An 18716-nucleotide genomic window follows, 5' to 3' on the forward strand; every position below is an offset into this window, starting at 1 on the left:
CCCGGCACCGAACTCGGTGTCGGGGTCGTCAGTCGGTCAACCAGATGAATCCGTCTAGCACCTCGACGGCGTAGGTGGACAGCGTCGCGATCCGTCCGACGGCGGTCACTGCGGCCGAGTAGGGCGGGAAGCCGAACACGACGCCCTTCGGCCCGCTGCGCATCGATCCGTCCGTCACGTCGAACTCCGCTCGATGCCACGGGCACTGCAGGCACCCGTCGTCCGTGACGATTCCCCGGCCGAGTTTCCCGAACTGGTGTCGGCACACGTTGCTCACCGCGAACGGGGTGTCGTCGGGAAGCATGCCGACGGCGATGACTCCGTGCTCGTCGGTACGAACTTCCGTCACCCGCCGCTCACCGAGGTCGTCGATGCCGACCAACCGTCGACCGACCGCCTGCACGGTGTCGTTGTGGAAGACCGGAGGAATCAGGCCGCGACGCTGGGAACCACCGCGTCCGTGCGCTTCGCTCATGACCCGGACATACCCTGGCCCTCCGGTCCTAAGCGTGCGAGGTTTGCCCGTTCCACGTTCGGGCACTACCGCGGAGCCCTGTCGGAGCTCTCGGAGTGGAGATCACGTGGCACGACAACCGGACGACGGTGCCGACAGCGACGCCGGTGCCGATCAGTCCACTCCCCTGCTCGAACCGCCGAAGCTGCGTCTCGAGGACGACCGGGTCGCGACCAGGTTGGAGCTCTTCTTCGACCTGGCGTACGTCCTGGTCGTCCACCAGCTCGCGCTCGCACTGAAGGACGATCTGCGATGGCAGGGAGTCGCGGAGTTCGCCGGGCTGTTCGCCGTCACGTGGTGGTCGTGGGTGACCCCCACGCTGTACGCGAACCGGTTCGACACCAACGACGTGCTCTACCGGTTGCTCGAGCTTGCTGCCACCTTCGCCGTGGCGGTGATGGCCGCCAGCGCGGCGACGGCGGTGGGCAGCGACGGAACCGTCGCGTTCGGTGTCGGGTACATCGCCACGCGGGTGATCCTCGCTCTCCTGTACCTGCGCGCGCGGCGTCACATTCCCGATGTACGCGTCACGGTCGATCTCTACCTCGCGGCGACGGTCGTCAGCGCCGTGATCTGGGCACTGTCGTTGCTCACTCCGTCACCGGTCACCTACATCCTGTGGGCGGTGGGGATCGCCATCGAAGCCGCGGCGCCGTTCGCCGCGACCCGGTGGGGCCCGGACGTGCCGCTGCACCTCGAACACCTGCCGGAACGCTTCGGACTGTTCGTCATTCTCGTCCTCGGCGAGTCCATCTCCGCGGTGGTGCTCGGGATGCACGACACGCACTGGGCGTTCTCCTCGGTGGCGGTGGCGGCCCTGGGCTTCACCATCGCGTCGGCCGTGTGGTGGATGTACTTCGACATCGGTGGTGCCGAGGCGAAGACGGAGATCCAGGACGACGACCGCGCCGTCGGCAGTGGTCGCGCCGACGGATACGTCTGCGGACACCTCCCCCTCACCCTGGGCGTGGCACTTCTCGGCGTCGGAATCCAGCAGTACGTCCTGCACCCGGTGGGCGAGCTGACCGACACCGGACGCTGGGTACTGTGCGGCGGAGTCGCACTGTTCGTCACCGGGGTCTGCGCCATTCTCGGATGGAGTTCCGGCCATTGGCGGACGGTCTTCCCGTGGCCGGCGCTGGCCATTCCCGTCGTCATCGTGGTCGGCTTCGTCGACACCAGACTTCCCTTCGCCTCCGCAATTGTCCTGGCTGTGGGGGCGATCGCGGCGGTCGTCACCGGCGTCGTGCGTCGGCGCCGCAGTCCGGTCGACACCACCGAAAACTGACGCAACACCCTTTTCGAGCCATTCTTCGACGTGGTTCGGAGGCGCTTCGACGTTGCGGTTCGGTAGGTCGGTTCGATCGGTCATAATCAGTGACATGCATGCAGATGATGCACGCGCTGCGGTCGCCGACTCGCAGCTCGAGGCACCCGTCCCGGTCGTGCGCTGGGGTCGTCCCGAACAGGGCGCCGACCTTCGCGACGCCCTGGGCGGACAGATCGACAGCGACGAGCAGCTCGCGCGGGCGCTTCGTACCCTCGTGGGCCTCGCTCACAAGACCATCGACGGTGCCGCGAGTTGCGGAATCTCGGTCTCGGTATCGGGTCGCTCGTTCACCGCGGCGCACAGTGACGCCCGCACCCTGATCGTGGACACCGAACAGTACGAAGCCGGTGACGGTCCGTGCCTGCACTCGGCCCGCACCGGAACCGTCGTGCGCGTCGATGCCATCGACGCCGAGAAGCGGTGGCCGGTATTCGCCGCGTCCGCGCGCAGCGAGAACATCCGGTCGTTCCTCGCAGCACCGCTGCACACACCGGAGACGCGCTTCGGATCTCTCAACCTGTACGGTGAGGCACCCTCGGCATTCACCGACGCCGACGTCGACACCGCGCTGGCGCTGACCGACGCCCTCTCGCACGCCGTCGGGCACTACCAGCGATTCGATCGACTCCTGGACCAATACAACGGGTTACGCCTCGCACTGGAACACCGGGCTCCCATCGAGCAGGCGAAAGGCATGCTGATGGCTGTCCACCGCATCGATGCCGACGCCGCCTTCGACATGCTCGCGACTCGTTCACAGCACGAGAATCGAAAGCTCCGTGACATAGCCGCCGACGTCATCACCGACATCGTCGGACGGCCCACCGCAGGGGAGTGACCGGCCGACCCTTGCCTCGGACACCGATCGACGGGTCGAATGGCACCATGGATTCCTGGCTGGACAGCTCTACCCACACGACGTGGCTCGATTCGCAGACCCGCGCTCTGCTGAACTTCGGTCGCCGGGTCGCCGACCCTCGTGGCGGGGCCGGCTGGCTCACCGACGACGGATCGATCGATCCTGCCCAGCCGATCCATACCTACGTCACGGCTCGGATGACCCACGTCTACGCACTGGGAAGCCTGCTCGGGATTCCGGGAGCGCGTCCGATCGCCGAGCAGTGCATGGACGGGCTGCGCACGCTGCTGCACGACGACGATGCGGGCGGATGGTTCTCGTCGGCGGACGGTTCCGGCGAGCACGGCGACGGTAAGTCCTGCTACGAGCACGCATTCGTGCTCCTCGCCGCGTCGTCGGCAGTTCAGGCGGGAATCGCGGGAGCCGACGCTTTCTTCGCCGAGGCGCAGCAGGTGTTCCTGGACAGGTTCTGGAGTGAATCGGACGGCCTGTGTATCGACATGTGGGACACCGCGTTCACCGCGCCCGACGACTACCGAGGGCTGAACGCCAACATGCACGCGGTCGAGGCGATGCTGGCGGCGGCATCCGCGTCGGGTGACGCCGACTGGATCTCGCGGAGTGAACGCGTGTGCCACTTCGTCGTGGAGTCCTCGAAGGACCGTGCGTGGCGTATCCCCGAGCACTACGACGCGACATGGCAGCCGGATCTCGATCTGAACCGCGACCAGCCGAGTCACCCGTTCAAGCCGTTCGGCGCCACCGTCGGTCACGGATTCGAGTGGGCCAGATTGATGCTGCACACGGAGGCGGCGCGCGATTCCACCAGCGACTGGTTGCTCGATGCTGCCCGGAACCTGTTCCATCGGGCTGCTGCCGACGGGTGGTCCGTCGACGGCGCACCAGGATTCGTCTACACGACGGACTGGGACGGCGAACCTGTCGTCCGCGACAGGATGCATTGGGTCGCCGCGGAAGCCATCGCGGCGGCCGCAGCGCTGTACCGCAGAACGGGCGATCGGATGTACGCCGATCACTACCGCCGGTGGTGGGACTATGTCGCCACCGTGATGATCGATCCGGTGGACGGTTCGTGGAGGCATCAACTCGACGAGCGGAACGAGCCGACCGACACCGTGTGGTCGGGTAGGCCCGATCTCTACCACGCGATCCAGGCGACCTTGATTCCTCGCCTTCCGCTCTACCCGATGATCGCAACTGCGGTGGCCGACGGACGTGTGCGCTGAGCGGCCGGCCGCGGAACTTCCACCGTCGTCATAACGTCGACCGCGACGACACCGCTGCCTCCTCGTGTCCGGGCGTCTGCTCGTCGGCAGCGCGGACCAGATGGTGACGACCCATCGGAAGCATCAAGGGTGTACCGGAGACGGGGTCGGTGATGATGCGACAGTCGAGGCCGAAGACAGCCCGCACACATGACTCCGTCAGAACGTCCGCCGGCGTTCCGGCAGCGTGAATGGTGCCCTCCGACAGCGCGATCAGATGGTCGGAGTAGCGCGCCGCCAGATTCAGGTCGTGCAACACCATGACGATGGTCGTTCCCCGCGCAGCGTTCAGATCTGTCAACAGATCGAGCACCTCGACCTGGTGGCTGACGTCCAGGAATGTCGTGGGCTCGTCGAGCAGGAGAAGATCCGTGTGCTGCGCCAGCGCCATGGCGATCCAGACACGTTGACGCTGACCGCCGGACAATTCGTCCACGGTCCGATCGGCAAGGTCGGCGGTGCGTGTCATGTCCAGCGCATCGGCGACCGCGATGTCGTCGGCGGTGTTCCAGCGAGAGAAGGCCGACTTGTGCGGATGCCGCCCCCGACCGACCAGGTCGGCGACGGTGATCCCCTCGGGCGCGAGGGGCGACTGCGGAAGCAACCCCAGTGTACGAGCAAGGTGCTTGGCCGGGGTGCGGTGGACGTCGCGTCCGTCCAACAACACCCGACCGCCACTGGGCTTCAGAAGTCTCGACATCGATCGCAGCAGGGTCGACTTCCCACATGCGTTGGCACCCACGATCGAGGTCACGCGGCCCGGCAGGATGTCGAGGTCCAAGCCGTCGATGACAGTGCGATCTCCGTACCCGAGAACGAGATCGTGCATCGTGAGGGTGTGGTCGGTGGTCATATGGATCCTCCCGCGCGATTGCTGCGGACGATGAGATAGATGAGGTACGGAGCGCCCAGGATCCCGGTCACGATGCCCACGGGATACCGGGTCCCGAAGGCGTATTGGCCACAGAAGTCCGCCGCCAGGACCAACAGGGCGCCGACGAGAGCGGACGGGACCAGCAAGGATCCGGCCGGGCCCACGATGCGTGCGGCGATCGGTCCGGACAGGAACGCGACGAAGGCCACGGGTCCTGCTGCCGCAGTGGCGAACGCGATGAGGCCGACTGCGCTGACGATGACGACCAGTCGAGTGCGGTTCACCCGCACGCCCAGCGCCGGCGCCATGTCCTCGCCCAGTCGGGTGACGGCCAGGTCGCGGCTCCTGCTCATCAGGACGGGCGCGAGAAGGACGAACGGCACGATGACGGTGACGACGTTCGACCATGTCGCACCGTTGATGCTGCCGGTGAGCCACCGGGAGGCTTCCTGCAGATCCCACTGAGCCGCACGCGAGAGCACGTACGCGGTGACACTGTCGAGCATGGCCGCGATACCGATGCCGACGAGGATCAGTCGCGTCCCGACGACTCCGTCCTTGAACGACAGCACGTACACCGCGACGGCGACGACGAGTCCGCCGACGACAGCGAACACCGAGACCTGTGTGGCACCCAGGGACAGCGTGATGATGGCGAATGCCGCTGCGGCGCTTGCCCCGGCGCTGATGCCGATGATGTCGGGACTGGCGAGCGGATTGCGCAGCATGGTCTGGAACGCCACTCCCGCCATCCCGAAACACAGTCCCGCGACCGCTGCCAGAACCGTGCGAGGCAGTCGCAACCTGCCGACCGTGTACGACGCACCGGGCACGTCCTGGCCGAGGATCACGCGGACGACGTCGTCCAGCGGGTAGTAGGTGCGTCCCACCGTGAGGCTGACGACTGCGATGGCGACGACGAGTACAGCGAGAACGGCGAGAGATGTTCGGCGACGCGTCGACCGACTACGGCGGCCTGCCACGACACGCTCGAGTGTCGTCGTCACAGCGCACTCACCCTCCGTCGACGGACGATCGCGATGAAGAACGGGGCACCGAGGAGCGCGGTGATGATGCCGACGTCTATCTCGGCGGGCCTGGCGACGATGCGACCTGCCACGTCCGCGACGGTCAGCAGCACCGCGCCTCCCACCGCGCAGTACGGGAGCAACCATCGGTGGTCGACTCCGACGAGCAGCCGGAACACATGTGGCACAACAAGTCCGACGAATCCGATAGGTCCCGCCACGGCCGTCACGGCGCCGCACAGGACGACTGCCCCGAGAGCGGAGGTCGCGCGCACCAGAGCCACGCGCTCCCCAAGTCCCGCGGCGAGATCGTCGCCCAGAGCCAGCGAGTTGAGCGACCGTGCCGATGCCAGACACAGCGCTCCGCCGACGATCAGGAACGGCAGGATCATCGACGTCCGCTCGAAGGTGGCTCCGCCGACTCCCCCCACGAGCCACGACCTGATGCCACCGGCGAGGTCGCTACGCGGTAGCGCAACGGCGCTGACGAACGACACCAAGGCCGCCGACGTCGCCGCGCCGGCGAGCGCCAGCTTCAATGGCGACGCCCCACCGCGGCCGAGAGAGCCGACGGCATAGACGAATACGGCGGTCACACCGGCTCCGGAGATCGCGACCCAGAGATAGCTGGTCGCGGACGACAGAGAGAAGAACACCAGTCCCGTGACCACGGCGAGCGACGCACCCATGTTGACTCCGAGAATTCCGGGGTCCGCCAACGGGTTCCGGGTGACGCCCTGCATGACGGCGCCCGACACTGCCAGGGCTGCGCCGGCGAGCACCGCCAGCAGCGTCCGCGGAAGACGCGTCGCCACCGCAGCTCGGTCGAATCCTTCCGTCGATCCACCGAGTGCGGCGACGACGTCGTCGATACCCACATCGCGGGAGCCGATGGTCACCGACAGGAACACCGCGACGGCCAGCGCACCGACGGCGGCGAGCAGCCCGGCGCCGCGCGCCCATGTCGCGGACGACGGTGCCGGCCCGACGACCGATGTCACTGTGTCGGTCGTGCTGCTCGTTCGAGGAGTCCGAGGTAGTCGTCGAGCACCCAGGAGAGAGACAAGGGGGTGGGATTGGACGCGGTACCCAGCGTGCCGTCGCTGGGAAGGGCGACGATGGCGTCGTTCTTCACCGCGGGCATCTGTGACAGCAGGGGGTCGGCCTCGAGCGATCGGACCAGCTCGTCGCCGCCGTAGGTGACGATGATGTCGACGTCGTTGAACGCGTCGGCCTGCTCGGCGCTCTGCTTCAGGCTGAACTTGTCCGTCGTCGCCGAGGCGGTCGCGACGCTCGGCGGCGTGACCATGCCGAGGTCCTCGAAGAACATGGTCCGGGTGTCGTGCGTGGTGTAGAAGCTGACTTCGCTGAGATTCGTCGTGTCCACGTGGGTGAGGAACATCGTCGACTTCCCGGCGATGGCCGGATGAGCGGCAACGGCCTCGTCGATCTGTGCGTCGAGATCGGCGATGAGCCGCGTGCCTTCGTCCTCGAGGCCGAGCGCACGGCTGCTGACGGAGATCATGTCCCGCCACGGCGTCCCCCACGCGGTCTCCGGGTAGGCGACGACCGGTGCGATTTCGCTGAGCTGGTCGTATGTCTCCTGGTCGAGACCCGAATAGGCGGCAAGGATGACGTCGGGGTCGGTGTCGGCGACAGCCTCGAAGTCCACTCCGTCGGTCTCGTCGAACAGCACCGGTCGCTCGCCACCCAGCTCGTCGAGCTTGGCGTCGACCCAGGGAAGGACGCCGTCACCGTCGTCGTCGCCGAAGTCGGCGAACGCCATCCCGACGGGGACGATGCCCAGCGCCAGGGGAACTTCCTGGTTGGCCCAGTTGACCGTCGCGACCCGCTCGGGTTTCTCGGCGATCGTGGTCGTCCCGAGAGCGTGTTCGATGGTGACGGGTGTCCAGTCGGAGGCGGCACTGTTCCGGTCGTTCGACTCCGTCGACGTGGAGCACGACGTGAGGCCGACAGTGACCAGGAGCGCGGCGGAAAGCACGGCGAACCGTGACGCGTGGGACATGAGATCCTTCTGGTCGAGGCGCGAAGTTAGGTGAGGGTTACCTCAAACGAAAGTAAACCATTCCCCATGTTCTGCGCAATCGAGCCATCGCGTCCGACCCGTCCAGGTCACTCGAGATCACTCATGTCGAGCACGAATCGATACCTGACGTCCCCCGCCTCGAGACGCTCGAGTGCCGTGCCCACTCGGGCGGACGGCATGACCTCGACATCGGCCGTGATGCCGTGTTCACCGCAGAAGGCCAACATCTCCCGAGTATGTGTGCGCCCGCCGCTGCCGGCGGAACTCAGTGACTTGCGTCCGACCAGAAGACCGAGAGTGTCCACCGAGATCGGCCCGAGAAAGCCGACGGTACAGAGTGTTCCGTCGAGCGCGAGGCTCGCCAGGTACGGCGCCAGGTCGTGCGAGACCGGAATGCAATCGACGATGAAATCCAATGATCCGACCACCGCCTCCATGGCGTCGCCGTCCCGCGAGAGCACTGTGTGGTCCGCTCCGAGTGCGCGCGCCTCGTCCGCCTTGGTCGTCGACGTCGTGAATACCGTGACCTGCGCTCCCAACGCGTGGGCGAACTTGACCGCCAGGTGCCCCAGCCCGCCGAGTCCGGCGACGCCGACGCGCGACCCGGGTCCGATGTTCCAGCGCCGCAGGGGTTCCCACACCGTGATGCCCGCGCACATCAACGGTGCGACGGCGGCGGCATCGAGTGCCGCGGGCCGATGGAAGACGAACCTGTCACGCACGACGTACTCCGCGCTGAACGCGCCGACCGTCGTCGTGCCGTCGACTCGATCCGTGCCGCCGTAGGTGAGGGTGGGAAAGTCGCGGCAGAAGTTCTGCTGCTCCGCGGTGCACATGTCGCACCGACCGCAGGAGTCGACGATGTTGCCCACGGCGACCTCGTCCCCGGTAGAGAAGTCCGTGACTGCGTCCCCCACGGCTACCACCGTGCCCACGAACTCGTGGCCCGGGGTCAGCGGAAAGTGTCCGGCCGGATCGTTCACCGCGTGCAGATCCGAGTGGCACACACCGCAGAACGTGACGCGGACCGCGACGTCGTCGTCACGAAGCGCGCGGCGAGTGAAGGCGAACCGTTCCAGCGTCGCTCCCGTAGTGAGCGCGCGATATCCGGTGGTGGGCCTCATGGTTCCTCCTCGGTCGTTTCCAACCAACTAGTTGTTTATCGACACCCTACCCCTTCCAACCAACTGGTTGGTGGCCTGCCTACACTCGTGCCCATGGGAGATGCGGCGATGACGAAAGAACGGCTACTCGACGCCGGCGTGACCGAATTCGCGCAACACGGCATCGCCGGCGCGCGCGTCGACCGCATCGCCGCGAGCGCCGGGATCAACAAGTCGCAGATCTACGCGTACTTCGGCAGCAAGGACGGACTGTTCGACGCGGTGTTCGATCACCGTGTCGACGTCGATATCGCAACGGTCGCACTGGATCCGGACGACATTCTCGCGTACGTGACGGCTCTGTACGACATGTACCTCGGCGATCCGGAATTGGTGCGGCTCCTCACGTGGGCCCGTCTCGAGCGCACACCTCGGGGAGCACTGTTCGGCCACCGCGGCGACCCGGACCGTCCCGTTCTGGACGCACTACGGGACGCGCAGAAACGCGGGGTGCTGGTCGACGACATCACCCCGGAAGACCTCTGGTCGATGATCGTCGCCCTGGCCGCGACCTGGGCGCGGTCAGCGATCGTCCACACGGCGGACACCCGCGAAGAGACTTCCGTGCACGACCGTCGGAAAGCCGCTCTCGCCCTCACGGCGCGCCGAGCGTTCTGTGCGTGACCGGTTACTCAGGCCCCACGGCGCACGTCACGTCGTCCACCGGTAGTCGAGGAACTTCCCGTCGAACGTGACGACGACTCTGTCGCCGTCCTCGTGGGGCCTCCGCGACACATCGACCGTGAAGTTGATGGCGCTCATGATCCCGTCGCCGAACTCCTCGTAGATCAGTTCCTTCAGGGCCGGCCCGTACACCTGGAGCGCTTCGTGGAAACGGTAGACGGTCGGATCCGACTCGAGGTTCAGAGCGCCTCGGTACGGGGCCAACGTCAGCTCGTCGAGCGACCCGTCGGGTAGTTCCAGCAGATCGGTCAGCACCCGAGCCTGAGCGTCGTCCAGGGGATGCTGTCCGTACAGTGCCGACACCGTCCACGCTGTCGGCGACCCCAGCGCGGCGGCAATGTCCTTCCAGGACAACCCGAGACGCTTCTTCGCCAGTCTGACGGCCGTGGTGGCGGTGGGCGCGTTCATGCTGCTACCTCGGCAGCAGTCGACTGCACTTCCTGGTTGCACATCCGGGTGACCTCTCGGTGGTGGGAAGACGCTGTCGTCGTCATCCCACCACCGACCGGGGCGATCCGCGACCGGACGCGGGTCGCTACTGCGTCGGTGTCAGGAATTCTCGTTCGCGTCGCCGGGATGAGGCACGTTCTCCTCGTCGACGTATGCCGTGTGCTCGGTGTCCGCGTCGTGGTCCCGCGGGCCCTCGTTGGTTCCTGCGGCGGGTACTGCGTCTGCGGCATCGCTGGGCATCGTCATGTTCTCTGCTCTCGTCGAGGAATCCGGATGTACGAGGTGATGAATGCCCCACCCGCCGTCCGCGCAACCATTCCCGGCCCCTCGCGGCTCGACGGCCGTGACTCGTACTCGCTCACGATTGGCAGAACACGGAACTGGGCATCTCGGTGGGGTGCACTTCACTCCGGTCCGCCCAGACCGCTTCGTCGTCGTCGTCCCTGCGCACAACGAGGTCGAACTACTTCACCGGTGCCTGGTCGCCCTGCGCAATGCTCGTGCAGCATCGCCGATCCCGGTCAGGATCGTCGTCGTACTCGACTCCTGCACGGACGGCACGTCCGACGTGGTCGGCACCGGTGTCGACGTCGTCGTCACCGAAGTGCGCAACGTCGGTTCGGCCCGAAAGATCGGATTTCGCGCCGCAGAGGTGACGAGCAGCGCGTCGACCTGGTGCGTCAGTACCGATGCCGATTCCGTCGTGGACCGCGACCATTTCCGGACATTGGCGGAGTGCGCCCGCGACGCACACGTCGTCACCGGATCCGTTCGTGTGTCGGAATGGGCGCACCGCTCCACTGCTCTCGCGCGGCGATACGAACGAGACTATGCAGCCGAACACAGTCGTGGTCTGCGGCACGTCCACGGGGCCAATCTTGCTGTCCGCGCCGATGCCTATCGGTCGGTCGGAGGTTTCCGCCCTCTCGGCGAACACGAGGATGTCGATCTGGTCGACCGGCTGGAACGCCGAGGATTCCGGGTGCGCAGCGAGGGCGCGCCGTCGGTGATCACCTCCGCGCGCTCGAGCCGGCGGACAGCGGGCGGATTCGCGTCATTTCTCGACACCCTCGCCGAGGAAACGGACCCGCCCGCGATCACCGCCTGAACGCGGTCAGGAATCCACCCGGAACACATCGATCAGGACGTCGTCGTCGCGGTACTGCGCAACGATCGTCATCCTCGATGCGGACCCGAATGCGGTGTGCACCTGGTCCGCTGTACTCGGGTACTCCGGCACGTCGTGACGCCAATGCGCGATACATACTGCGCCACCCGGCTCGCTCGCCGACACTGCAGACGACGCCAACCGGTCGAGATCGAACGGGTCGAAGTAGTAGCACATCTCGCTGAGGACGACGAGGTCGAAACGGCCGTCCGGCCACCCGTCGTGGAGGGATTCTCGACGGAACGTCGCGTTGGCGATTCCGCGTTCACGGGCACGACGCAGGGGCGCCTCCGCAATGTCCGTCGACAGCACGTGGTCGCATCGGCTCGCGAGGAGTTCCGTCAGCACCCCGATCGAGCAGCCGGGCTCGAACGCCGACCGGTAATGCTCGTCCGGCAACATCGACAGGGTCAGCGCATACTTCCTCCGCTCGTACCACCGGGTTTCGAAGCCCCAGGGGTCCGGGTCGGCGTCGTACATACGCTCGAAGTACTGCCCGGACATCCCGCTCATACGAACACCGTCTCGTGACGACGGGTGAGCCGTTCCAGCACCCACGGCGGGAGGATTTCGTCATCGTCGTCGGCGCGGATCTGTGTGTGGAACCTGCTCACTGCAGCCAACTTTCGGTCGTAGGATTCGTCGCTCGTGAGCACCGTCCGGGCCGAGGTCCAGGGAACCTGCGGATCGGCGGGCTCCGCCCAGTGCCACATCCAGATGGGGTATTCCACCACCACGCACCCGGCGGCGGTCGCTGCGTCGACCGATGCCCGGCCGACCGCCTCGTGATCCGGATGTCCGTCCGTGCGCAGTGTCGTCGCACACCAGACGTTCTCACCTCCGCCGAGTGTCGTCAGGACGTCGTGAAGACGCTCGGCCAGTTCCCGTTCGTGCTTGTCGACCTGCCCGTCCGGCACACCCAGTCGCACCGAATCACGCACCCCGAGATCCTCGCGTGCGGCGTCACTTTCGGCGACCCGCAGCCGTTCGAGGTCGCGCCGGGTTCGAGACGGTCTCGGGGTGTGCGACGCACCGCCGTCCGTCACGGCCACGAGAGTGACCGCAGCGCCGGCCGCCGCCCGTGCCGCAGCCCATCCGCCCACTCCGAGCACCTCGTCGTCCGGATGAGGAGCCACCACGACCAGGTGTGAACAAGCGCTGTCGTCGAGGAGCGGAAAGACCGTGCCCGCCTGCAGCCACACTGATTCCGGCGTGCCGCGGGCGGCGATCGGACGGTCGGCGAACCGCTCGACGCTCACCGACTTTCCCACCCGGCTGCAACAGCATGCCCGAGCGTCTCCAGATCGACCTCGGCATGGCTCTGCCGCAGGTACACCGTCAGATCTGCGGCTCGCCGGGCATGGGCGTCGTCGAGAGCCCACGGCGCTGCCCCGAGCGCGCGGCCTACCCGGTCGAGCACCTCCTGTGCAGCGCGTTCGACGATGGCCCGAACACGGAACGCACGGATTCGCGCATCCTCGAGTGAGTCCGGGTGTCGATCGACGGCCGCTGCAGCTCCCTCGAAAGTGTGCCTACAGGCTGCCAGTGCCGCGTCCACTGCTCCGAGATGAGCCAGCGCGTGCGGCCCGGCGCGGCCCTCTCCGGCTCGGCGATACAGCGGCTCGGCAACTCCGGACGCGGCTCCGAACCAACACGCCGCAACTCCGATCGCACCGTGCCAGAACCCGGCGCGACCGGTGTAGAAGTCGGGGTCCCCGACCGCGGAGGCACGAGCACCGTCGAAGGACACTGCTCCGGTATCGCTGTCATGCATACCGACGGGGGGCCAGGAGTTGGGTTCGGGACGAACCGTCGACCGGTCCAGCACGACCGCGAACAGGCGTGAAACACCGTCGGCCCGAGCAGTGACCAGGGCGTGGGTACATCTGTGCGCCCCGGAACACCACTGTTTACGACCCGACAGGGTCCATGAACCGTCGGCCAGTCGTCGCGCCTCGACCGCCGGGGCCACCTCGGCTGCCCACACGCCCCACAGCTGACCCGACGACACAGGATCAGCGCCTGCCTCGGCAAGGATCGCGGCAGCGTCGTAGTGCGCTTCGAGCAGTCTGCCCACGACGGTGTCGGCGCGGGTCCAGTCCGTCAGCGCGGTCCACCGCTCGCCGGTAGCACCCGAGCCGGGCAGAGGGAGATTCCCTGTGTCGGCAACGATGGTGCGGACAGCGGCCGATACCCGGCTGCCGATGTCATGGGCCACGCGTCGCTCCCGAGGTTGTCGTTCGAACTGACGGTGTACCCCGACGGCCCGATCCCCACGCGGAGCTACGTGGCCCGCCCCAGCAGTTCGTCGGAGATGATCCGCATCTGGATCTCGCTGGTTCCTTCGAAGATCTTGGTCAGCCGCGCGTCACGCCAGTGTCGCTCGACTTGGTAGTCGGTGGTGTAGCCGGCACCCCCGTGGATCTGGACGGCCTCACTGGTCACCCGTTCCGCCATCTCGGTCGCGACGAGTTTGCACATGGACGCTTCGAGTGAGCAGCGCCGCCCGGTGTCGATATCGGTGGCGACGGAATACATCAGCTGCCTGGCAGCCTCGATATCCGCCGCCATCGTCGCGATCTTGAAGCGGAGGTGCTGGAAATCCGCGAGTGGTTGTCCGAACTGGCGACGCGTGTGCATGTAGGCGATCGAGTCCTCGAGTCCCGCGCGCGCCAGCCCGATAGCCCGCGCGGCGGTGTGCACACGGCCCACCTCCAGTCCACTGACCGCGAGGTAGAAGCCGCGGCCCTCCTCCCCCAGCATGTTCGACGCCGGTACTCGGAACTCGTCGAACGCCAATTCCCATGTCTTCCAGCCGAAATATCCGATCGTCCGGGCGGCGGTGCCGCGGATGCCGGCCGGAAACGATCCACGCTCCTTGTCGATGAGGAAGGCACTGATACCGCGGTGCGGCGCGGCCGGGTCGGCACGAGGATCCGTCCTCGCGAACAAGACGATGTAGTCGGCCTCGTCCGCGTACGTGCACCACATCTTCGTTCCGGTGACGATCCAGTCGTCGCCGCTGCGGGTCGCGCGGCACGCGACGTTCGCGATGTCCGACCCGGCGTCGGCTTCCGACAGTGCGTAGGAGCCGAGGTAGTCGCCCACGGCCACCCTCGGCAGCAGCGCGGCCTCCTGTTCGGCCGTGAATCCGCCGCCCATTCCGTTTCCGCGGGCGAGCAGACCGGACACGCTCATCCACGCCCGCGACAATTCTTCGGCGACGAGGCAGTACTCGAACACGCCGAGTCCCAGGCCGCCGTGCTCCTCGCCGATCAGGATGCCGAAGAAACCGATGTCGGCCATCGCCTTCTTCAGGGACTCGGGGATCCTGCCCTGCACGGGGTCGAGCTCGTTCGCCACCGGAAGTACGTGCGTCATCGCGAAGTCGCGGGCGAGATCGCGAATCGCGATGCGGTCGTCGGTCAGGTGCCGCGGTGAGTCCGCGCGGGGGTTGCTCGGTCGATGGGTCACGGGACTGCTCCTGACTGAGGCCGAGGGCTAGGTCGGGATACCGTTCGCATCGCACGGCACCGAATGTCCGTCGTCGATGAGGTGCAACGTCACCCGCATCTCGTCGGGTTGGATACTGCCGGACCAGTCGGCGTACGGATGGTCGAGAAACGCGACGACGACCAGAGCCGACGCTACCAATGCGGAGACGAAGGCAATCGGGATTGCCTGCACCACTGCGCTTTCCCGCTTGTCGGCCTGGACGCACATGTAGGTCAGGATCGCCGACGCTCCGATACCCAGCACGATCCACAGCGGAAGAGGAACGGACGGTTCTGCCTCGGCCGCGCGGGCACGGCGACCGTCCCGGCGCTCGGCCTGCTGATCGAACCATTGCCCGTACGCCGCCTCCTGAGAGGCACCGACCGGTTCTTTGGCCGCGAATTCGTCCACCATGGAGTCGACCCAGTGATCGACCGCCGGGGACCGCTCTCCACGCGCCATGGCCGGCCACTCGTCGGAGACCACGGCACGGGAGTAACAAATGAGGCCACCGTGCAGGCGGTCACCGTCATGCCCTTCGAGAACATCGGCGACGTTGTGCAATTCCGTCACAGCAACGGCTTCCATGCTGGCTCCGTTGCGCGCACTCTGATAACTCTGCAACGCGAAAAAGATGGTGAATGCCAGCAGCACGGCGAACATGGTTCCGATCACCGTCAGAGCGCCTGCCGCCCGGGTGCTGTCGATGAACCAGCCGGGGTCGGGTGCCCGGGTCCGCACTGCCAATTTCACGGTGACGGCCAACGCCACGACGACGACCACGATCGCACCCAGTATCCAGCTCGACACCGCGCAACTGTAGGCGCGCCAGCAGTTTCGCGCGACCGGTACCGCATTATCCGAGACCGACCATTCCGCTACGCTGCGCGCCGGCGGATTCTATGGTGTTCAGCGACGCAGGATTGCGCCGTGCGGACCGGACAGAGGACGTGCTGTGATCGCGAGCATCAGAAGGTCGCTCAGGCTGGCCGGAATGCGTCCACTCCCTCGATGGCATTCCGGTCCCGCAATTTCTCTGCACGGCAAACGAATTCTCGTAACCGGCGCGTCGTCCGGAATAGGCGCCGTCGCGGCCGTGAAACTTGCTTCCGAGGGTGCGACCGTTCTCGCGGTCGCGCGTCGGGAAAGCCTCTTGAACGACGTCGTCGGCACGATCAAGGCCTCGGGTGGCACCGCGATCGCCATTCCGGCGGACCTGTCCGACCTCGACGACGTCGACGCCGTGGTCGAGCGCGCCGGGCACGTGGACGTCCTCATCAACAATGCGGCCAGATCGATTCGGCGGCCGCTCTCGGAGTCCCTCCAGCGGTGGCACGACATAGAGCGGGTGATGGCACTGAACTATTACGCGCCGCTCCGGCTCGTCCGGGGACTGTCTCCCGGAATGCTCGAACGCGGAGACGGCCACATCATCAATGTCGCCACGTGGCGTGTCCTTCCTGAGTCGTCGCCGATGTTCGCCCCCTACAACGCCTCCAAGGCCGCGCTGAGCGCGGTCAGCCGTGTCATCGATACCGAATGGGGCGCAGCGGGTGTCCATTCCACGACCATCTACTACCCCTTGGTGGCGACACCCATGATCGCGCCGACACGCGCCTACGACGGTGTCGGCGCGCTGAGCGCGGAGGAAGCCGCCGACTGGATGGTGACCGCCGTCAAGACCCGACCCATCCGCATCGCTCCCCGTAAAGCCCTGGCTCTCCGGGCACTCGATGTCGTCGCACCGCGCATGCTGAACACCATCCTCGAACGGGAGACGGACCGGATGAACGCGAGAACTGCTTCTGCTGCCCTGATGGCGGACCCGGCGTGAACAGGTCCGCGTTCGCTGCCGCGGTCGCCGTCACGCTGACGCTGACCGGTTGTGCGACAGAAGAACCCACCGCGGACGTGACGTATCCCGCGGGGCCCGTCACGATGACTGCCGGGGCCGACGAGGGCAGCGGTTTCGACCTCACCATCCGCTCGGTCGTCGACGCGCTGCAGAAGGAACGCATCGTCGATATTCCACTGCCGGTGCAGAATCGACCGGGCGGCAGCGGCGCCGACTTCCTCGCCTCCATGGTCCGCGACCACAAGGGCGCCGACGACCAGATCGCGGTGACGTCGCTGTCGATGATGGTCAATCAGGTACGCGGCACGTCCGACCTCGGATACACCGACGTCACCATGATCGCCCGCCTCATCACCGAGTACTACATGGTCGTGACACCGACCGGGTCCCCCCTCGGCACTCTCGGCGACGTGATAGCCGCCATCAGGACCGACCCGGCAAGCGTCACGGTCGGGGCCGCCAACGACGACGAACTCCCCTTCGGTCTCCTGGTGTCGGCGGCCGGTGGCGACCCGTCGACCGTCCGCTACGACACCCGTGAAGGTGGCGGTGAGCAGATCGCCGCCCTCGCGGACGGCACCGTCGACGTCGCGGTGGGCGGCGTCAGCGAATTCGTCGATCAGGTCACCGCCGGAAACCTCACGGCACTCGGTGTCCTCGCCGAGGACCGCCTTCCCGGACTCGATGTCCCCACCGCTCGTGAACAAGGGTTGGACGTCACGCTGTCGAACTGGCGAGGCCTCTACGGACCGCCCGACATGCCGGCCTCCGCCGTCGACTACTGGCAGAACGCGCTCGCCGCGATGGTCGAGACACCCACCTGGAAAAAGATCGCGGAACAGCGCAAGTTCACGACCACCTTCATGATCGGCGCCGAGTTCCAGGACTTCCTGGCGTCGAGTCAGGAGGACGTCGAGACCGGATACCGCGCAGCGCCGCGATGACCGACTCCGGCTCCGCGGCAGCACTTCCCGGCACGACATCATCGGGACACAGGCCCGAGAATCTGGTCCTCGGCGCGACCTTGATCACCGCAGCGTTCTTCTGTGTCGCCCTGGTCGGAGCTCTGGCGAAACAGTCCGGAACATATACCTCGACGGGCGTGCTGCTGCTGTTCCAGAACGCGATAGGACTGCTCTTCGTCGTCCCGGTGGCTCTGCGGGGCGGACGGTCGACGGTGGCGACCGGGCGGTTCGGCATGCACGTCCTGAGAGCGGCTATGGGGACGGCATGCTGGTACGCGCTCTTCTTTGCCATCACCCGAATTCCGCTTGCCGACGCGACGCTGCTCACCTACAGCGCACCGCTGTGGATGCCGTTCATCGCATGGGCGGTCACCCGGCAGCGAGTCGCGGGAGCCACCTGGATCGGCGCGGGCATCGGGTTCGTCGGAGTGATTCTCGTCCTCCAGCCACAGGGACACAGCTTCGGCCTCGGCTCGGCATCCGCCTTGGCCGGCGCGCTGTTCTTGGCTCTCGCGATGATGTCGGTCCGCTGGCTGGGTGCCACCGAACCGGTCATCAGAGTCCTCTTCTACTACTTCCTGCTGTCCACCGTCATCTCCGTCCCGATCGCGCTGGCGGACTGGGAACCGATACCGCCGCAAGCGTGGGTGTCGTTGACGGCTCTCGGCTTCGCGCAGCTGGCCTCGCAGACGCTCATCGTGGTGGCCTACCGGTACGCCTCCGCCGAGAAGATCGGCCCGTTCATCTACACCGTCATCATCTTCGCCGCCCTCGTCGACTGGGTCGTCTGGAATCACCGACCCTCGCTCGTCGCCGGCCTCGGCATGGCGCTCGTCATCGGTGGAGGGCTCGTCGCGGTCCGGGTGCGACGACGGTCGGGGTGAGGGCGACAAGCCCGTCGACGGAACCGCCCGCGTGTCCGCCGATCGTGCCGTAGGTTCCCTCCATGCTCCGAGCGCCGATCACTGCAACCCGTGGCCGCTCCATTCACCGCAGAC

The 18716-nt window shown here is 66.7% G+C and carries 21 protein-coding genes; 8 read left to right on the forward strand and 13 right to left on the reverse strand.

Translation table 11 applies throughout. From position 1 onward, the window contains the following. Positions 1–28 precede the first annotated feature (28 nt). A complete protein-coding gene (locus ASG64_RS05075) occupies positions 29–475 on the reverse strand; it encodes a Rieske (2Fe-2S) protein (RefSeq protein WP_056070580.1) in 447 nt (148 codons plus the stop codon). Positions 476–581: 106 nt separating this feature from the next. Here ASG64_RS05075 and ASG64_RS05080 point away from each other — a divergent pair, with 106 nt between their 5' ends. From ASG64_RS05080 to ASG64_RS05090, 3 genes are all read left to right on the forward strand, one after another. Beyond that, the gene (locus ASG64_RS05080; RefSeq protein WP_056070582.1) at positions 582–1802 is read left to right on the forward strand and encodes a low temperature requirement protein A; all 1221 of its coding nucleotides are present in this window, start codon (positions 582–584) and stop codon (positions 1800–1802) included. A gap of 94 nt (positions 1803–1896) precedes the next feature. Next, the gene (locus ASG64_RS05085) at positions 1897–2682 is read left to right on the forward strand and encodes a GAF and ANTAR domain-containing protein (RefSeq protein ID WP_056070585.1); all 786 of its coding nucleotides are present in this window, start codon (positions 1897–1899) and stop codon (positions 2680–2682) included. 47 nt (positions 2683–2729) lie between these two features. Further along, positions 2730–3950, forward strand: coding sequence for an AGE family epimerase/isomerase (locus ASG64_RS05090; RefSeq protein ID WP_056070588.1), 1221 nt, complete (start codon positions 2730–2732; stop codon positions 3948–3950). Positions 3951–3978: 28 nt separating this feature from the next. Here the strand turns inward: ASG64_RS05090 and ASG64_RS05095 are convergent, their stop codons facing one another. The 5 genes from ASG64_RS05095 to ASG64_RS05115 all read right to left on the reverse strand — a co-directional run bounded on the left by ASG64_RS05095 (position 3979) and on the right by ASG64_RS05115 (position 9062). After that, positions 3979–4842, reverse strand: a complete 864-nt coding sequence (locus ASG64_RS05095) for an ABC transporter ATP-binding protein (protein ID WP_056070591.1) — start codon at positions 4840–4842, stop codon at positions 3979–3981. Beyond that, on the reverse strand, positions 4839–5870 hold the full coding sequence (locus ASG64_RS05100) for a FecCD family ABC transporter permease (protein WP_042574458.1): 1032 nt from the start codon (positions 5868–5870) through the stop codon (positions 4839–4841). The genes ASG64_RS05095 and ASG64_RS05100 overlap by 4 nt, the downstream gene beginning before the upstream one ends. Beyond that, positions 5867–6892, reverse strand: a complete 1026-nt coding sequence (locus ASG64_RS22010; RefSeq protein ID WP_042574457.1) for a FecCD family ABC transporter permease — start codon at positions 6890–6892, stop codon at positions 5867–5869. Before ASG64_RS22010 ends, ASG64_RS05100 begins: the two co-directional genes overlap by 4 nt. After that, the gene (locus ASG64_RS05110) at positions 6889–7917 is read right to left on the reverse strand and encodes an iron-siderophore ABC transporter substrate-binding protein (RefSeq protein WP_042574456.1); all 1029 of its coding nucleotides are present in this window, start codon (positions 7915–7917) and stop codon (positions 6889–6891) included. Before ASG64_RS05110 ends, ASG64_RS22010 begins: the two co-directional genes overlap by 4 nt. A gap of 107 nt (positions 7918–8024) precedes the next feature. Continuing rightward, positions 8025–9062, reverse strand: a complete 1038-nt coding sequence (locus ASG64_RS05115; protein ID WP_042574455.1) for an NAD(P)-dependent alcohol dehydrogenase — start codon at positions 9060–9062, stop codon at positions 8025–8027. Between the two features lie 93 nt (positions 9063–9155). On the opposite strand from ASG64_RS05115, the gene ASG64_RS05120 reads away from it, so the two are divergent. Further along, on the forward strand, positions 9156–9725 hold the full coding sequence (locus ASG64_RS05120; RefSeq protein ID WP_056070594.1) for a TetR family transcriptional regulator: 570 nt from the start codon (positions 9156–9158) through the stop codon (positions 9723–9725). Between the two features lie 27 nt (positions 9726–9752). Here ASG64_RS05120 and cynS read toward each other — a convergent pair whose 3' ends face one another. After that, positions 9753–10193 (reverse strand): cyanase, encoded by a 441-nt coding sequence (cynS, locus tag ASG64_RS05125; RefSeq protein WP_042574453.1) that lies wholly within the window; start codon positions 10191–10193, stop codon positions 9753–9755. Between the two features lie 141 nt (positions 10194–10334). Then, positions 10335–10481, reverse strand: coding sequence for a hypothetical protein (locus ASG64_RS21850; RefSeq protein WP_197074734.1), 147 nt, complete (start codon positions 10479–10481; stop codon positions 10335–10337). 118 nt (positions 10482–10599) lie between these two features. Here ASG64_RS21850 and ASG64_RS05130 point away from each other — a divergent pair, with 118 nt between their 5' ends. After that, a complete protein-coding gene (locus ASG64_RS05130; RefSeq protein WP_162245358.1) occupies positions 10600–11343 on the forward strand; it encodes a glycosyltransferase in 744 nt (247 codons plus the stop codon). A 6-nt stretch (positions 11344–11349) separates the two neighbouring features. On the opposite strand, the gene ASG64_RS05135 is transcribed toward ASG64_RS05130, so the two are convergent. The 5 genes from ASG64_RS05135 to ASG64_RS05155 form a co-directional block, all read right to left on the reverse strand. Further along, positions 11350–11916, reverse strand: coding sequence for a class I SAM-dependent DNA methyltransferase (locus tag ASG64_RS05135; RefSeq protein WP_056070599.1), 567 nt, complete (start codon positions 11914–11916; stop codon positions 11350–11352). Next, complete coding sequence (locus tag ASG64_RS05140) at positions 11913–12662, reverse strand: PIG-L deacetylase family protein (protein WP_056072730.1); 750 nt, start codon at positions 12660–12662, stop codon at positions 11913–11915. Before ASG64_RS05140 ends, ASG64_RS05135 begins: the two co-directional genes overlap by 4 nt. After that, the gene (locus tag ASG64_RS05145) at positions 12659–13621 is read right to left on the reverse strand and encodes an acyl-CoA dehydrogenase family protein (protein ID WP_235579490.1); all 963 of its coding nucleotides are present in this window, start codon (positions 13619–13621) and stop codon (positions 12659–12661) included. Before ASG64_RS05145 ends, ASG64_RS05140 begins: the two co-directional genes overlap by 4 nt. Before the next feature lie 65 nt (positions 13622–13686). Continuing rightward, positions 13687–14877 (reverse strand): acyl-CoA dehydrogenase family protein, encoded by a 1191-nt coding sequence (locus ASG64_RS05150; RefSeq protein WP_056070602.1) that lies wholly within the window; start codon positions 14875–14877, stop codon positions 13687–13689. A gap of 27 nt (positions 14878–14904) precedes the next feature. Next, positions 14905–15708: a bestrophin-like domain gene (locus ASG64_RS05155; RefSeq protein ID WP_056070605.1), complete on the reverse strand. Its 804-nt coding sequence runs from the start codon at positions 15706–15708 to the stop codon at positions 14905–14907. A gap of 145 nt (positions 15709–15853) precedes the next feature. Between ASG64_RS05155 and ASG64_RS05160 the strand changes: the two genes are divergently transcribed. From ASG64_RS05160 to ASG64_RS05170, 3 genes are read left to right on the forward strand one after another with little or no spacing between them, the layout of a single operon-like run. Then, a complete protein-coding gene (locus ASG64_RS05160; RefSeq protein ID WP_056070607.1) occupies positions 15854–16732 on the forward strand; it encodes an SDR family oxidoreductase in 879 nt (292 codons plus the stop codon). Next, complete coding sequence (locus ASG64_RS05165) at positions 16729–17697, forward strand: Bug family tripartite tricarboxylate transporter substrate binding protein (RefSeq protein ID WP_056070610.1); 969 nt, start codon at positions 16729–16731, stop codon at positions 17695–17697. Before ASG64_RS05160 ends, ASG64_RS05165 begins: the two co-directional genes overlap by 4 nt. Next, entirely contained in the window at positions 17694–18602 is a 909-nt protein-coding gene (locus ASG64_RS05170) for a DMT family transporter (protein ID WP_056070613.1), read from the forward strand. Before ASG64_RS05165 ends, ASG64_RS05170 begins: the two co-directional genes overlap by 4 nt. Positions 18603–18716 lie beyond the last annotated feature (114 nt).

Source organism: Rhodococcus sp. Leaf247, assembly GCF_001426185.1.
Classification (GTDB): domain Bacteria; phylum Actinomycetota; class Actinomycetes; order Mycobacteriales; family Mycobacteriaceae; genus Rhodococcoides.